Below are 16,432 nucleotides of genomic sequence, written 5' to 3'. Positions count from 1 at the left end.
TCCTTCAATTTGATGTTTCTGATGCATCAGATGCAACCTGATTTTGTGGCTTTTCTGTTGCCTGACTTTGTTCAGCAGGTGTTGAATTTGAGCTAATGGCTTGATTAGTTTCAATCATGTATTCCGGCTGACCAATATTATTATTCAAATGTATGCGGATGCTGAATTCTTGCGTATTGTTAACCCGTTTGATATTCAACAGTTCAGGGGTACTGAAAAGTCTTCCTGGTAATGCACTCATAAATGCAGCAGTTTTGGCATCACTGAATGCCTTGCCATTAATTGTATAATTATTTGCATCCTGAGCTGTTATGCTGGTTATATATAATCCCATCGGCGCCACAGTATTCAGTGTATCCAGTATACGTGCTGCTTCAAAACGCTTATTAGACAATTCTGCCACTTTTTCCTGCCGTGCCATAAAGTTTTTTCGTTCATCTTGCAGCTTTTCAATCTGGCTAATCTCTTCTTCCAGTTTGCTTATACCATTTTTTAAAACCAGATTACGGCTTTCCTGACTGCTCACTCGGCTATCAAAAGCCATATAACCCAGAACTGCCAGTCCAAGGCCAATCAGGGTTGCTCCGGCCAATAAAGTCTGAAACTGCTTTTTTTCTTTGGCCTGTAATGCTTCACGATAAGGCAGCAGGTTAATTTTTAATAAAGGTAACATCTTATAATCCTCTTACGGCCAGACCAAAGGCAACGGTTAATAAACTACTGTCCTGTTGTAATTTTGCCGGCTCGATACCATCACCGAGTTCTGCTAACAGTACAGGGTTAATCTGTTGTGCTGGGATGCGAGTTTGCTGCCTGATACTCTCGGTAAATCCATTGGCGCCATTGTTGCCATAGCCAAAAATCAGAATTTCCTCGATTTCGTTTTCCTGACTGGCTGAGGTAAAGTAAAACTGCAAAACTCGCTGAATTTCCTGAATAAACTGTTGTTGAAAAGGCTGTGCAACAGTCGAATTATAATCTTCAGGTTTAGATGGGCTGTAGAGCATGTCCCAGGCTTCTTCTTCGGTCAGTTGATAGCTGCGTCGTAAAGACTGCATCAGATGTTCATAGCCCAGATTAATTTCCTGTTTGTACAGTAATTTGCCGTGGCACATGATGATAGCCTGTGTTTCGCTATAATCAATATTAAATACAGCGATACACTTATTCGTCAGCTCTGGTTGTCTGACATTGATCCAAGTAATGGCGCTGTTGATAACCGCCAGTAAATCTACATCCATTTGTGTGGGCGTGATTCCGGCATCAGTATACGCATCCATCAGGATGTTGACATCATCCCGTTTGCTATTGACTAGTAACAGATTTTCTTTGCCCTGCCCATTAATGCTGACACTCTGGTAATCATAACTTACGTCATCCAGAGAGTCATATTGACTTAGTTCAGCCATAACCTGTTCTTCTTCGGTATACTCTGTATCCTCATCCCGATCGAGAAACTGGATGAAAGCCTGTCTTTGGGAAATGGCTACGGTAATATTGCGGCAACTGCTTCGGAGTTTTTGGTTTGCCTGTTGCAAATGAGCAACAAGTTCTTCGTGATTTTCGACGTTGCCATTACCAATTATGTTTTTTGGCAGAGGGACAACAACGTATTTTTCGAGACGAAATTGATTTAAACTGCGTGCATTCAGAAGCACCATGTTAATGCTTTTATCAGTAATACTGATACCAAGACACTGTCTCGAGGAAGTTGTGGCCACCTTCTTATTCTTTGAATTTATTTTGAAATTATTCAGTTTCATGAAAGGGCTTTCTGTCTGTTTATCAAACGGGTGATATCGTGCTTTAAAAAAAGCTCTTATATCTTGCTAACAAAATGAAGAACAAAGTTTACTTTATTTTTAATATGTTTCGCAGCCTTTAAATGAAAATTAGTTGATTATGATTAGAAAATTATTACTATCTACGGTAGGTTTGTTTGTTGGGTTGGGGCTTTTTGCTGCTGGTCTGGTGGCAATTGCAATTCTGGTTACATATCCTAAATTGCCATCTTTGGAAGCTGTGACACATTATCAACCTAAGATGCCGCTAACAATCTATTCTGCTGATGGTAAGTTAATGGGGCAGTTTGGTGAAGAACGACGTGCTTTTACTCGGATCAATGACTTTCCTCAGGTGCTGAAAGACGCAGTAGTGGCAGCTGAAGATAAGCGTTTTTATGAGCATAGTGGAGTTGATTTTATTGGTATTACCCGCGCCCTGATTTACAATATGACAGGTGGTGTGCAGTCAGGTGCCAGTACGATTACCCAACAGGTAGCACGCAATTTTTATCTCACTAATGAGCGTACTTATACACGTAAATTTAATGAAGCTCTTCTTGCGTACAAAATTGAACAGAAACTGACTAAAGATCAGATTCTTGAGCTGTATTTCAATCAGATTTATCTGGGACAACGTGCCTACGGCTTTGCAGCGGCATCTCTGGTGTATTTTAATAAACCTGTACAAAAACTGGATTTGGCTGAAGCAACGATTCTGGCTGGTTTACCCAAGGCACCTTCCACTTTTAATCCTGTTGTAAATCCGCAACGAGCTAAAATGCGTCAGCGTTACATCCTGAACAATTTGGTAGAGATGGGCAAAATTACTCCTGCTCAGGCCGATGCTGCCTTTGCTGAACCGCTACAGTATGTGCAATATCGGCAAGCCATAGACCAGAATGCTCTTTATGTTGCGGAAATGGTACGCCAGCAGATGTATGAAAAATATGGTGATGCAGCCTATACTCAGGGTTTTCGGGTTTATACCACAGTTAACTCGCAGGATCAGGCTGTGGCTACACAGGCATTACGTAAGGTACTGAGTAATTTTGACAAGGGTTCTGCCTATCGGGGAGCAGAAGGTTTTTTTGATCTGAGTAATATTCCGGATGATGTTCGTGATGAGCAGATAGAACAGTATCTAACTAATCGTTCAGCAGTGGATGGTATGGTGCCAGCTGTGGTGACTGCACTGGGTTCGAATTCTATTGTGGTATATATAGCCGGAGTAGGTGAAAGCCGGATTGGTGGCAATAGCTATAACTGGATTAAGCGTGCTGTTAATAATGATAAATTAGGAGAAGCTTCTCTTCGCATTGGTTCGGTGGTACATGTGCGTGGTGATGGTAAAGGCTATCATGTTGTGCAGCAGCCAGAACTTCAGGGTGCAATTGTTGCTTTGGATGCACAGACTGGGGCGGTCAGGGCGCTGGTAGGTGGTTATGATTTCCATCGGCGCCGTTTTAATCGTGCTACTCAGGCTAAACGTCAGCCAGGATCTTCCTTTAAGCCATTTATTTATTCTGCTGCTATAGCAAAGGGCTTTACACCTGCAACGATGGTCAATGATGCTCCGATAGTATTGCCCGGTATGGGGGCAGGTGGGCGTGTGTGGGCGCCGAAAAACTCAGATGGACGCTATGCCGGATTTATTACGCTGCGCCAGGCATTAACAGCATCCAAAAATATGGTTTCAATCCGTATATTGATGGCAATGGGCGTTGACTATGCCAGACAGTATGTACAACATTTCGGTTTTCGCCCAGATCAGATTCCGGGCAGTTTATCTATGGCTCTTGGCAGTGGTCAGGTAACACCAATGCAGATGGCTGAAGGGTATGCTGTTTTTGCTAATGGCGGTTTTAAGGTTTCCAATTATGTGATTGATCGGATTTATGACAGTCGTGGTAATCTACGTGCACAAATGCAGCCATTGGTAGCCAATCAGAATGCGCCGCTGGTTATTGATCCGCGTAATGCATTTATTTTATATCACATGATGATGGATGTGGTTAATCATGGTACAGCTTATGGCGCTCGTGCGCTGGGGCGCAGTGACATTGCAGGTAAAACAGGGACAACCAATAATAATAAAGATGCATGGTTTGTTGGTTTTAATCCGAATGTGGTCAGTGCTGTGTATATCGGCTTTGATCGGCCTCGTACCATGGGACGGTCAGCCTTTGGTGGTACAATTGCTTTACCAGTCTGGTTGGAATATATGCGGTATGCGTTAAAAGGTAAGCCGATTGTTAATACACCAGTTCCAGCTGGTATGGTGCAAAAATCTGGTGAGTATTTTCTTAAGGAATACCAGACAACTAATCCTGATTTGCCGCTGGATAATCGTGCAGATGGTCCGGTAACGTCAGGAACAAATAATAATGATGGTGGGGCTGGTGATGGTGATGTAAGTGAAATGCCAATAGCGCCACAGTCAGGCAATAATGGCCAGCTAGACTCACTGTTTTAGTAATCGGCTGGGTTTTTGGCTAATGCTGCGGGTAATCAGTTTTGATTACCCGCTTTTTACTAACATGAATGTTAATATTCAATCAGATGTCCGGACAAAGAGGTTATATAGATATATATCAATAATTCAATCAATTATTTACAGAATGACGGATTATTTGGTAAGTAAGTGCGACATTGGGTTACAATACTTATTCGAATTATCAAGTTTTTAAGAAGAAAATTTTTGGTTTACTCGGAGCCAGAGAGGACAGGGATAATATGAGTGAGCAGCAACTACAGTCTGATCAATATAATGAAATCGATGATCAGGATAAAGATGCTAAATTAAATGTTTTTAAAAAAAGTGTACTGGAGTATCAGGGTAAACATTCGGATGAAGATTCTTCTACCGCGCCTTTACCGGCCAGCTATCCTTATCGAACACGTATGCGGCGTGCGACATATGAACGTGAAAAAGTCAGACTGCAAATTGAATTACTGAAAGTGCAAAACTGGGTTAAGGAATCTGGCCAGAAGATTGTATCCTTGTTTGAAGGACGGGATGCCGCAGGTAAGGGAGGAACAATCAAGCGTTTTATGGAGCATCTCAATCCACGTGGCGCAAGGGTAGTGGCCTTGGAAAAACCTTCCGAGACTGAAAAAGGCCAGTGGTATTTTCAGCGCTATATTGAACGTTTGCCTACTAATGGTGAAATGGTGTTTTTTGATCGTTCTTGGTACAACCGCGCTGGTGTGGAGCGGGTAATGGGCTTTTGTCAGCCGCATGAATATTTACAGTTTATGCGTCAGACGCCAGAGCTGGAACGTATGTTGGTAAACAGTGGTATTTATTTGTTTAAGTTCTGGTTTTCTGTATCAAGAGAAGAGCAGTTGCGCCGGTTTATTTCTAGACGGGATGACCCGTTAAAACACTGGAAACTTTCTCCTGTTGATATTCAGTCTCTGGATCGTTGGGATGATTATACCGCTGCCAAAAACGATATGTTTTTTCATACTCATACCGGTGATGCGCCGTGGACAGTAATTAAATCTGATGATAAAAAACGTGCCCGTCTCAATTGTATTCGTCATTTTCTGAGCGAACTTGATTATCCGGGTAAGGATATCAATGCGATAGGTGCTGTTGATAATCTGATTGTACTCAAGCCGCAAACTCAGTTTAAAGATTCAACAGATACGCATATTGATTAGTTTTTGCTACTATTCTGCCTGCTTTTTAAGCGTAATAATGTTTACGTATAATTTGGATTTCAGGTTATATGCAAGGGTTATTTTAGTTGGGTAAATGTGTCCAGTGTGATTTTATATGAGAATAAGAATGATTTTTGTGTTGTTTTCTGGAAAGTAAATTCGCATGGAGTTAACCAAATATATTACTGAGACGGCTAAAGCAGCCAAAGAAGCTTATTTTTCTCTAGTTACTGTATCAGCAGCACAAAAGAATCAGGCTTTGTTTTTTATAGCGGAAGATTTGGCCGCACAGCAGGATGTAATTCTTGCAGCCAATGAAATCGATATGAACTTGGCACGGCAGCAAGGATTGGATGCCGCGTTACAGGATCGTTTACAACTTACCGGGCGCGGTATTGAAGCAATGATTGATGGTATACATCAGGTTACCGCGCTTGCTGATCCGGTGGGTGAGATGGATGAGTTCCGTACTCTGCCCAGTGGTATTACACTTGGTAAAATGCGTGTGCCATTAGGTGTGATTGGCATGATTTATGAATCACGGCCGAATGTTACCCTTGATGCTGCAATTCTATGTTTGAAATCTGGTAATAGTTGTATTTTGCGAGGAGGAAGTGAAGCTATTAACAGTAATCGCGCAATTGCTGCTGTAATCAGATCCTCACTAAGAAAGGCAGGTTTACCGGAGGCTGCTGTCAATTTGATTACTGAAACAGATCGTGCGGGTGTGGATATTTTAGTGAATTTGCCTGATTATATAGATGTGATTATTCCCCGTGGAGGTAAAGGACTGGTGCAACGGGTGAATGAGAAAGCTCGTGTACCGGTTATCAAACATCTGGACGGGATATGTCATGTTTATATTGATGCTGCTGCGGCAACGGAAATGGCGATTAACATTGCTGTGAATGCGAAAACTTCTCGCTATGGCACCTGCAATACCATGGAAACTTTGTTGGTTCATGCCAGTCGTGCAGTGGAGTTATTGCCTTTGTTGCAGCAGAAGTTTGCTGAAAAAGGCGTCGAGTTACGTGGCTGTGCACGTACTCAGCAAATTTTAGGTGATAAAGTTATTCCGGCACTTGAGGCAGATTGGTCAACTGAATATTTGGCACCAATTTTGTCTATCAAAGTTGTAACCGATTTTAATGAGGCAATCAACCACATCAATCATTATGGCAGTCATCATACTGATACTATTATTACCAATGATTTAGCAAATGCACAATTGTTTTTACGTGCAGTAGATTCTGCCAGTGTAATGGTTAATGCGTCGACCCGTTTTGCAGATGGATACGAGTATGGGTTGGGGGCTGAGATTGGTATTTCTACTGATAAAATTCATGTGCGTGGTCCGGTAGGTCTACATGGGCTGACCTGTCAGAAATGGATTGTTCTAGGTCATGGAGAAGTACGTCTTTGAAATTTATCTGTTCTTGATATCATTATACTATAAAGACAAATATTCATTTGTTGATATGCTACTTTGTCATAATTAAGATGGTTAAATTCTATAATTCCTGATCTTTTTTATATAATTCTTTTATGGAAGTTCTGGTTTTAATTGTTACCGGCCAGTGTGATAAAAAAAACTGATTATTAATGTTTAAATATGTCACTAATGTTGTGCTGGTTAAATTTTGCAGAAATAAAAGGGCATGATGTGAAACGCATTGTATTGTTTATTGCTACCAATTTTGCAGTTATTATCGTTATTAATGTTATTCTGAGTATTCTTTGTGCACTTTTGGGAATTAATATCAATGGTAATGGTACCAGTAATTTGTTATTGCTGGCTATTGTAGTTGGCTTTACTGGATCCTTTATTTCTCTAGTCATGTCAAAGACACTGGCGCTCAATTCAGTTAATGGTCAAATAATCGGTCAGCCACAAACGGCCGCTGAGGCCTGGCTGTTAAATACTGTTGCCAATCAGGCCAGTCAGTGGAATATTACTATGCCTGAAGTGGCTATTTATGATGCGCCTGAACCTAATGCTTTTGCTACTGGTGCTACGCGTAACAGCTCTCTGGTGGCTGTCAGTACTGGCTTACTGCATGGTATGTCACAGGATGAAGTAGAAGCGGTACTGGCTCATGAGATGGCGCATATTGGCAATGGTGATATGGTGACAATGACATTGTTACAGGGGGTGATTAATACTTTTGTTTTTTTCTGGTCTCGTTGTATTGCAGAGGCTGTAGCCAGAAATAAAGATGATGAGGTGTCGCAGAATACTTACTTTATGGTGAGTATGATTTTACAGATGCTTTTTGGTTGTCTGGCGAGCTTGATTGTGATGTGGTTTAGCCGCCAGCGTGAATATCGGGCAGATGCCGGTGCAGCCCGTTTGGTAGGTGCTCCGAAAATGATTGCAGCTTTACAGCGCTTGAAGGGTGAAGTTAGTCATTTGCCGGATGATATGCTAGCTTTGGGTATTGCTAGCGAAGCAGCTGATTCTCTTTTTAGTACTCATCCTACTCTGGATAACCGGATTAATCGCTTGCGTCAGATGTGATTTGCTGATTCTATGAGTTTAACTGACTAGTTAAACTCTTTTCCCATAGGGGGGGATTAAATATTATAAATTCTGCCTCGTATGCTGCAAGAGAAATGGATAGCTCATACCATTCAGGTTTAGAGCGGCCAATATCAGCACAAACTCAATATTGCGGTAAAGTAAATACTTTAGGAGCCTTGTTTATTTGCATTCTATCTCTTTTATAAAAAATATTGAATAACGTATTCCAGCATTCATTTACCCTTGTTTGATCATCGTTTGCTGTATTAACAAATAGTATTTAGATATGGGTTTCATCAATTGAGTAAGTTTTTTATTGTTATTTGATATGTTTTAAAGCCGTATTTAAATCCTGTATGGTTTGTTTTAAGAGATAATGAATTGATGTAATTGACTATGAGAATAGTGCTGATATCGTATGGTAAATATTTGTGTTGTTTTTAATTTGAATGAAGGTTGATTAGTATATTTTCTGATGAAGTTCAGGTACTGAGCTAAATATGATCTAAAATTAAGTGGGCTAGGGTGGGAAAATTTTGATTATTATATGTATATGCTAAAGAGATATTGAAGTGGGCAGTGCAGGAGAAATATAATATTAGTATTAAGATAATAGAAACAGGAATTAGGAGAAACGTAGAGTATCATTCATAGCTTGTACTTGATGGGTTTCTAATGTTAAGTAGTCCGATTCAAGCTACTAATCAGATTAATAATGATGCTATGCATATTGATAAAATCTGTAGTAAGCATTGTTATTGGTAGTATTGCTTCAATTGATGAAGTCTCTTTATGTATATAGTATCTGCTTGTGGTTTGGTTTCTATTTGTGTTTATCAAGTTTATGATACAACCGATTATCAGGATTTTGATGACTGCTGATTATTATAATTTTATGATGTTTTCAAATGATGTTTGTATCGATGAATAGAGAGAAAGATGAATAATTATCTAACACCTAATTTTAATTTTGCGCCTATGCTACCTGATCATGCACAAGACAGTCGGGTTTGGGATAAAAACGGGCAGGAATATATTGATTTGGCTGGTGGTATTGCTGTTAATGCGTTGGGACATTGTCATCCGGTATTGATTGAGGCGCTTACGGCTCAGGCACACAAGCTGTGGCATATTTCCAATATTTATACTACACAACCAGCTCAGGATTTGGCGCAGCGGCTGGTAAAACATACGTTTGCAGAGCAGGTGTTTTTTTGTAATTCTGGAGCTGAAGCAAATGAGGCCGCATTCAAGCTAGCTCGCAAATATGCACGCGACCATTTTGCTGGTGCTGATAAACATGAGATTATAGCCTGTATTAATGGTTTTCATGGGCGCACGCTGTTTACAGTTTCGGTTGGTGGTCAATCCAAATACAGTGATGACTTCGCACCTTTACCGGGTGGAATTCGGCATATTCCGTTTAATGATGTTGCTGCTATTGAAGCTGCAATTAGTGATAAAACCTGTGCTGTTGTTATTGAGCCGATACAGGGGGAAAGTGGTGTATTGCCGGCAAGTGCAGAATTTTTGCAGGCAGCCAGAAGTGCTTGTGACCGACATCAGGCATTATTGATTTTTGATGAGGTACAAACGGGTATGGGGCGTACTGGCAAATTATTTGCTCATCAGTACTATGATGTGCAGCCGGATATTGTTTCCAGTGCTAAAGCTTTGGGTTGTGGCATTCCAATTGGCGCCATGCTTACTACAGCCAAAGTTGGGAGTAGTTTTACGCCCGGCAGTCATGGGAGCACATTCGGTGGCAATCCGCTTGCGTGTGCTGTTGGTTGCGCTGCTTTTGATATTATCAATACACCTGAAACCATGCGCAATGTGATTCAGCAGGGAGAAAAGTTGCAGGCTGGATTACGGGAGTTAGCGGCAGCAACTGGTGTGTTTTCTCAGGTGAGGGGGCAAGGGTTGCTGCTTGGCTGTGTGATGTCTGAGGGATATGCCGGACGAGCTGCACAGTTGATGCAGCTGGCATTGCAGCATGGTCTGCTGGTTTTAATTGCTGGTAACAATGTGTTGCGTCTGGCGCCTAGTCTGTTATTGACTGATACTGATTTGCAAGCTGGTTTGCAGCGGTTAAAAGCAGCAATAACAGCCTTTGTGCATATCTGATTATGTTTTTTTTATCAGTCAGGCAGCGGGTAGTTGTTTTAACAGGTTCTGGCATTAGTGCCGAAAGTGGATTGCAGACTTTCCGTAATCACGGTGGCTTGTGGGCTGGAGAGCGTGTAGAGGATGTGGCGACACCTGAGGCATTTGTTCGTCAGCCTCGGCACGTGCTAAATTTTTATAATCGTTTACGTCGTCAGCTGCAAAATACTCAGCCCAATACAGCACATCTGGCCTTGAAGTATTTGGAAAGTGTCTATGATGTTAATATTATTACTCAAAATGTAGATGATTTACATGAACGTGCCGGGAGTAGCTATGTATTGCATTTACATGGTGAGCTATTAAAAGCCAGAAGCAGTGTCGATGAGAATTATATTGTAGATTGCTTTAGTGATCAGACGCTGGCAGATACTGATGATAATGGTTTCCTGATGCGTCCACATATAGTTTGGTTTGGTGAGGCGGTACCGATGATTGAACCAGCAATACAATTAATGCGTGCTGCTGATATAGTGATAATCATCGGTACTTCTTTACAGGTTTATCCGGCAGCAGGTTTAGTGCAGTATATACCGCCAAAAGCAGAAATTTTTCTAATTGATCCACAGCCTTATGAAGGTTTGAAAAATGTACAGATTATTCGTGCATCTGCTCAGGCTGGTGTAAATAGTCTGGTAAGTGAATTATTACGGCGCTCTGAAGCTCAGTCATTGTCCAGCCAGAATGGTGATCATTAAAAACTGTACTTTCTTTAGTTAGTGTTAAAATTTCAGCTCTGATTTTCTTGATTCTTGTGTATCAGTATGACAAAAAACAAATTAGTCATTGCCAGTCGTGAAAGTGCTCTGGCCATGTGGCAGGCACGTTATGTGCAGCAATGTCTTCAGGTGGCGTACCCTGATTTATCTGTTGATATTCGGGGTATGACAACGCGGGGCGACCAGATATTACATCAGTCTTTATCAAAAATAGGTGGTAAGGGGCTGTTTATCAAGGAGCTTGAGTTGGCTTTGCAGCGGGAAACTGCTGATATTGCAGTTCACTCTCTTAAAGATGTACCGATGCAATTGCCGGAAGGCTTTATATTGGCTGCCATAACAAAGCGTGCTAATCCGCTGGATGCTTTTGTTTCTCATGATTATGCCAGTCTGGCTGATTTACCTGCCAAAGCAATAGTGGGTACTTCCAGTCTGCGTCGCGAAGCACAGATTCGGTTGCAATATCCGCATTTGCAGGTAAAGCCTTTGCGCGGAAATGTGCAGACACGTTTGGATAAATTGGACAGACAGGAATATGCTGCAATTATTCTGGCCGCAGCTGGACTTGAGCGGCTGAAGTTAGAGCAGCGCATCCGAAATATATTACCAGCAGAAATATCGTTACCGGCCGCTGGACAGGGCGCATTGGCGATTGAGGTTGCGGCTCACCGTCAGGATTTACTGAGACTGCTGCAACCACTTCATCATCCTGTTACAGCAGCATGTGTTATTGCAGAACGTTCTATGGCAAGGGTTTTAGGCGGTAGCTGTCAGGTTCCTCTGGCTGCATATTGTATTGAGAGATCTGGCATGCTTGAGTTGCGTGGTCTGGTTGCTTCTGTTGATGGCACCACTGTGCTGCGTGCTAGTGCACAGGCCAACATAGATGAAGCGGAACAGCTGGGGTTGAAAGTTGCTCGGCAGTTAGCCCAACAGGGGGCACATCAGTTAATTTCTGGCATATTATCTGGACGATGAGCACTCAGCCTTGTTTGGCGTTAATGCGCCCGAAATTGGCTGCGAAGGCTGATGCGGATTGTTGCCTTCGCGCAGGCTGGATACCGCTATTGCTTGAATATCAGCAGTTGCAGCCACGACCTGTAATTTTAAAGCAGCTATTTATGCAAAGTCTGGCTCAGAATGTTGTTCTCTGGGTTAGCCCCAGCGCTGTGCATATTGCAGCTAAATATATTGCCCACTCTGATAATTTACTCCATGTAGCCGTGGGTGCATCTACAGCCAGAGCATTAACCGCGTATGGATTCAAGCAGATTATCTATCCGTTTGACGGACATGATAGTGAAGCGGTTTTACGCCTGCCTTTATGGCAGCAGCAAAAAGGCAGGTTATTGCTGATTCGTGGAGTAGGTGGGCGTGACCTGCTTATTGATCAGTTGCGTCAGCAAGGGTGGCAGATTGAGGTAGCCGAGGTGTACCAGCGCCTGCCACAGCCTATTAACTGGTCGGTATTGACACAGCAGGCACAGCATGGAAGTTTGAAAGCAGTTTATATGACAACATCTTCAGCTGTGCAGGCTTGGTTTACGCAACTACCGCCAGATTTGTACGCAGTTAGCAAAAGCTTGTTATACTTGATTCACCATCCACGTATAGCAACTGCGTTGACTGAGTATGGTGTTTCGGCACTGTTGGTACCAGATTTATGTCGTGGACTGGAAATTTTACATTCACACAGCACGCTATGATAGTGGCACCAGCTGTGTTATTTATCCCAATTATTAAGTAGGGAGTATACGGAATGAGTGAACAACAAGATGCACAGTCTAGTCAGCCTCCTGAACAGGGGAAGCAGCCATTACTGGTAAACAAGCAGGGAGAGATTGTGACTCCTCCTGTAGCGCCTACTTCTGCGACTGCTGAAGCGACAGACAAAGATATCTCACGTGAAACTATGGATTCTCCAAAAAACAACACAGGATCAGGCATGTCTGCACGTACTATACCTAGCCAGTCAACTTCTGTAAAACAGCATCATTCCAGCTCAGGTAAAGGAATTGCGCTGGGGGCACTGGTATTATCTTTATTGGCATTAGGAGCAAGTGGCTTTTTATTTGTCGAAGGCCAGAACCAGCTTAAAACCCAGCAACTACATTTTGATCAGAAAATTGATAATGCTGGCATTGGAGCCAGTAAAACTGCGGCTACTGTGGAAACAAGCCTGTCACGTATTGATGAACTGAGTCGACAGCTACAGGAACTGCAATCGCAGCAGAAAACTCAGGGTGAAAATGTTGATCGCCTTACCCGAGCTTATCAGGAGTTGGTAAAAAGCCGGACAGACTGGCTTGTAGATGAAATTGAAGCTACGCTTAATCTGGCATCGCAGCAGTTATTGATTTCTGGCAATGTGCCGGTGGCGGTAAATGTGCTCGAGAATCTGGATAGCCGTTTATCGCGTTTTGATCAACCACAATTATTGCCAATCAAAAAAGCCATCAGCGCTGATCTGGAAAATCTCAAAAGCCGGCCATATCTTGACGTGGCCAGTGCTTCCTTACGTCTGAACCGCCTAGAATCAGCCGTTGCCGGCTTGCCTTTGGTAATAGATAGTCAGTTACAGCCTGGTGCTGCGCCAGTCAGTGCACCAGTTAATCCGAATGCCTCGTGGTGGCAACGAACGTGGCAGAATACTATGAACTCTCTGAGTAGCATGGTAGAAGTACGTCATATTGATCATAACGATTCGATGTTAATGTCACCAGAGCAGATATATTTTGTGCGTGAAAATCTGCGCTTGCGTTTATTGGATGCCCGTATTGCTTTGATTCAGCGTCGTGGTGAAGTGTATACAGCTGATCTGAATGGCGCGGAAGCAACCGTAAAACGGTATTTCGATGCTAGTTCAGTGGCTACACAATCATGGTTGAAAGAGTTGATGCAATTAAAAATGCTCAATGTGCAGAACAATCATGATGGCAATCTGGCTGCTAGTCTGGCTGCTACTCGTGAATATCAGAATCAGTCTGGAATGGATATGTCTACAGCGTTGCCTGATTTCAATGCTTCTGCTGCCAGCAGTGCTTCTGCTCCGATAGCTTCACATGCTGAAAGGTCTGCTAGTCTGGAAAACAGTAATAATGTGTCTTCAGACTCTGCTGAGCAGGGAGAACATAAATTATGAAATCTTTGTTATGGCTGATTGTTCTGTTCATTGTTGCGGTTGCTGTGGTTTTGGGCGCGAAATATTACAGTGGTGACGTATACATTGTGGTTGAGCAGACTCTGGTACGCATTAATCTACAGCTTTTTATCGGCATTGTTCTGTTAACTGTGGTGTTACTGTATATTTTATTACGTATTGTCATGGGCTTTGTGCATCTCCCCGGACATTGGCAGCACTGGCGTATCAATCATCAGCGCCATCAGGTTGAAACAGCATTGAATCATGCAGGTTTGGCTTATTTTGAAGGGCGTTTTCAGTTTGCAGCACGTGAGGCAGAACGGGTGTTACGCAATAAGCAGGGGCAGCACAGCCGCGCTTTGGCGTTATTACTGGCTGCACACAGTGCAGATCAGATGGATGACATCTCAACCCGTGATCGGTATTTGGATGATGTGGCCAAATTACCGGAAAAACAGCAGCTATCCCGTTATCTGTTGCTCGCACAATCTGCGTTGGCACAGCATAATGATCAGCAGGCAAAAAATGCTCTGGAAGCGGCAGCCAGAATCAATCCGAATTTAACCCAGCTGGTTAAGCTGCAATTACGTTATGACTGGGAACAGCGTGATGCACAGGGAGTGTTGCAGCAGGTTGATAAATTAGTCCGTGCGGGTGCTTTAAGTGATGGTGAACAGCAACAATACCGTTACTGGGCTTATCGACAATTATTGGCAGAAGCCAAAGATCCGGCTGAGCTGAAAAACAGTCTCAGGTCAATACCGGTAGACGAACGGGAAAGCACACTTAGTGTGGATATTGTAGAAAAATATCTTCAGCTAGGTATGTATAATCAGGCATTAAAGTGGGTAAAAAAATATTATCCGCGTACCCATGATGCGGCACTGTTACCGGCTTTTAATCAGGCAAATCTGTATTTAAGCAGTAAAGAGCAGCAAAAAAATATGGTAACGGCAGATAAGTGGTTACAGCAGCAGCCGCAAGACCCAAATTTATTATTATTGATGGGTGAACTGAGCTACCAGCAGCAGCTATGGGGTAAGGCTAAAAGCTATCTGGAAGCCAGCCTGCAATCAGGCAATAATAATGTCACCAGATTGCTGCTGGCTAAGGTGCTGGAGCAGTCTGGGCAGAGCGAAGCTGCTGAGCAGCAGCGCAACCAGATATTGGCTAGCATCAGTAATGATGATGAACCGTGATTTTAGTTTTAATTTAACAGGTGGTTAGTACTTAATGTGCTAACTACCTGAGGTTGATTATGGCAGTTTTACACAACGATACATTTTTACGTGCTTTACTGAAACAGCCGGTGGATTATACGCCGGTATGGCTGATGCGACAGGCCGGGCGCTATTTACCTGAGTACCGAGCAACACGGGCAAAAGCCGGCAGTTTTCTGGAACTATGCCACAATACCGAACTGGCTACAGAAGTTACCTTGCAGCCTCTAGAACGTTTTAAACTGGATGCAGCCATTCTTTTTTCCGATATTCTGACTGTGCCCGATGCTATGGGATTGGGTTTGCACTTTGTGGAAGGCGAAGGACCAAGATTCACTCATCCGCTACAGCATGAGCAGGATATAGTTCATTTGCAGGTTCCTGATATGAGCCGTTTGCGCTATGTGTTTGATGCGGTAAGCAGTATACGGCAGGCGCTGAATGGGCGTATACCATTGATTGGTTTTTCCGGTAGTCCGTTTACTCTGGCCTGTTATATGGTAGAAGGAGGAGGCAGCCGAGATTTTCGTTTGTTGAAAACCATGCTGTATCAACGTCCGCAATTATTACATAAGATACTGGATATTAATGCGCAGACAGTGACAGCCTATCTGAATGAACAGATCGCTTCGGGTGCTCAGGCAGTCCAAATTTTTGATACATGGGGGGGTATTCTCAGCGATGCAGCATTCCAAGAGTTTGATTTATTTTATCTGCGACAGGTAGTGTCAGGCTTACAGCGTGAGGCAGATGGCCGGCAGGTACCTGTAATCGTATTTACCAAAGGTGGCGGGCAGTGGCTGGAACAGCTGGCTGCACTGGAAGTTGATGCTTTAGGTGTAGACTGGACGGTTAATCTGCAACAGGCTCGTCAGCAGGTAGGGCAGCGGGTGGCCTTACAAGGTAATCTGGATCCACTGGCATTATTTGGTAATCCTGAAAGTATCGCATGTGAGGTTAAGCGTTTGCTGGCAGGATATGGCGCTGGCAGTGGACATGTATTTAATTTGGGACATGGTATTAATCAGTTTACTGATCCGGAAATGGTGAAGTATGTTGTAGATGAAGTGCACCGCTTGTCAGTTGGATACCATCAAAACTAATTGTTATTATATTGGTAAACAAATGGCCAGTTAAAAAAGATAAAGCAGGGTTATACAGCCTATTATTGCGGCAGGCACAGGAGATACTCCCTGTACCTGCCAGAATTTTTT

General features: G+C 42.9%; 13 protein-coding genes. 11 read left to right on the top strand and 2 right to left on the bottom strand.

Annotation, left to right across the window (positions count from 1 at the left end):
• Positions 1–4: 4 nt before the first annotated feature.
• Together BHC51_RS03155 and pilM are read right to left on the bottom strand one after the other, a co-directional pair.
• Complete coding sequence (locus BHC51_RS03155) at positions 5–673, bottom strand: PilN domain-containing protein (protein ID WP_100153296.1); 669 nt, start codon at positions 671–673, stop codon at positions 5–7.
• A gap of 1 nt (position 674) precedes the next feature.
• Complete coding sequence (gene pilM / locus BHC51_RS03150; RefSeq protein ID WP_180296413.1) at positions 675–1,721, bottom strand: type IV pilus biogenesis protein PilM; 1,047 nt, start codon at positions 1,719–1,721, stop codon at positions 675–677.
• A gap of 181 nt (positions 1,722–1,902) precedes the next feature.
• Here pilM and BHC51_RS03145 point away from each other — a divergent pair, with 181 nt between their 5' ends.
• From BHC51_RS03145 to hemE, 11 genes are all read left to right on the top strand, one after another.
• Complete coding sequence (locus BHC51_RS03145) at positions 1,903–4,257, top strand: penicillin-binding protein 1A (RefSeq protein ID WP_100153294.1); 2,355 nt, start codon at positions 1,903–1,905, stop codon at positions 4,255–4,257.
• Positions 4,258–4,517: 260 nt separating this feature from the next.
• Positions 4,518–5,450: a polyphosphate kinase 2 gene (gene ppk2 / locus BHC51_RS03140; protein WP_100153293.1), complete on the top strand. Its 933-nt coding sequence runs from the start codon at positions 4,518–4,520 to the stop codon at positions 5,448–5,450.
• Between the two features lie 163 nt (positions 5,451–5,613).
• On the top strand, positions 5,614–6,873 hold the full coding sequence (locus BHC51_RS03135; protein WP_100153292.1) for a glutamate-5-semialdehyde dehydrogenase: 1,260 nt from the start codon (positions 5,614–5,616) through the stop codon (positions 6,871–6,873).
• 240 nt (positions 6,874–7,113) lie between these two features.
• Complete coding sequence (htpX, locus tag BHC51_RS03130; protein WP_180296421.1) at positions 7,114–7,968, top strand: protease HtpX; 855 nt, start codon at positions 7,114–7,116, stop codon at positions 7,966–7,968.
• Between the two features lie 942 nt (positions 7,969–8,910).
• Positions 8,911–10,098: an acetylornithine/succinyldiaminopimelate transaminase gene (locus BHC51_RS03125; protein WP_100124158.1), complete on the top strand. Its 1,188-nt coding sequence runs from the start codon at positions 8,911–8,913 to the stop codon at positions 10,096–10,098.
• Positions 10,099–10,100: 2 nt separating this feature from the next.
• On the top strand, positions 10,101–10,835 hold the full coding sequence (locus BHC51_RS03120) for an SIR2 family NAD-dependent protein deacylase (protein ID WP_100153291.1): 735 nt from the start codon (positions 10,101–10,103) through the stop codon (positions 10,833–10,835).
• A gap of 66 nt (positions 10,836–10,901) precedes the next feature.
• Positions 10,902–11,834, top strand: a complete 933-nt coding sequence (gene hemC, locus BHC51_RS03115; RefSeq protein WP_100153290.1) for a hydroxymethylbilane synthase — start codon at positions 10,902–10,904, stop codon at positions 11,832–11,834.
• The gene (locus BHC51_RS03110; protein ID WP_100100369.1) at positions 11,831–12,562 is read left to right on the top strand and encodes a uroporphyrinogen-III synthase; all 732 of its coding nucleotides are present in this window, start codon (positions 11,831–11,833) and stop codon (positions 12,560–12,562) included. Before hemC ends, BHC51_RS03110 begins: the two co-directional genes overlap by 4 nt.
• Before the next feature lie 53 nt (positions 12,563–12,615).
• Positions 12,616–13,998, top strand: a complete 1,383-nt coding sequence (locus BHC51_RS03105; protein ID WP_257384761.1) for a uroporphyrinogen-III C-methyltransferase — start codon at positions 12,616–12,618, stop codon at positions 13,996–13,998.
• Complete coding sequence (locus tag BHC51_RS03100; protein ID WP_100153289.1) at positions 13,995–15,197, top strand: heme biosynthesis HemY N-terminal domain-containing protein; 1,203 nt, start codon at positions 13,995–13,997, stop codon at positions 15,195–15,197. Before BHC51_RS03105 ends, BHC51_RS03100 begins: the two co-directional genes overlap by 4 nt.
• 59 nt (positions 15,198–15,256) lie before the next feature.
• The gene (hemE, locus tag BHC51_RS03095; protein ID WP_100100371.1) at positions 15,257–16,321 is read left to right on the top strand and encodes a uroporphyrinogen decarboxylase; all 1,065 of its coding nucleotides are present in this window, start codon (positions 15,257–15,259) and stop codon (positions 16,319–16,321) included.
• Positions 16,322–16,432: the final 111 nt, after the last annotated feature.

This window comes from Snodgrassella alvi (assembly GCF_002777745.1).
GTDB classification, from domain to species: Bacteria; Pseudomonadota; Gammaproteobacteria; order Burkholderiales; family Neisseriaceae; genus Snodgrassella; species Snodgrassella alvi_D.
The sequence above is the reverse complement of the archived record's forward strand: the minus strand, read 5'-3'. Positions and strand labels throughout refer to the sequence as shown.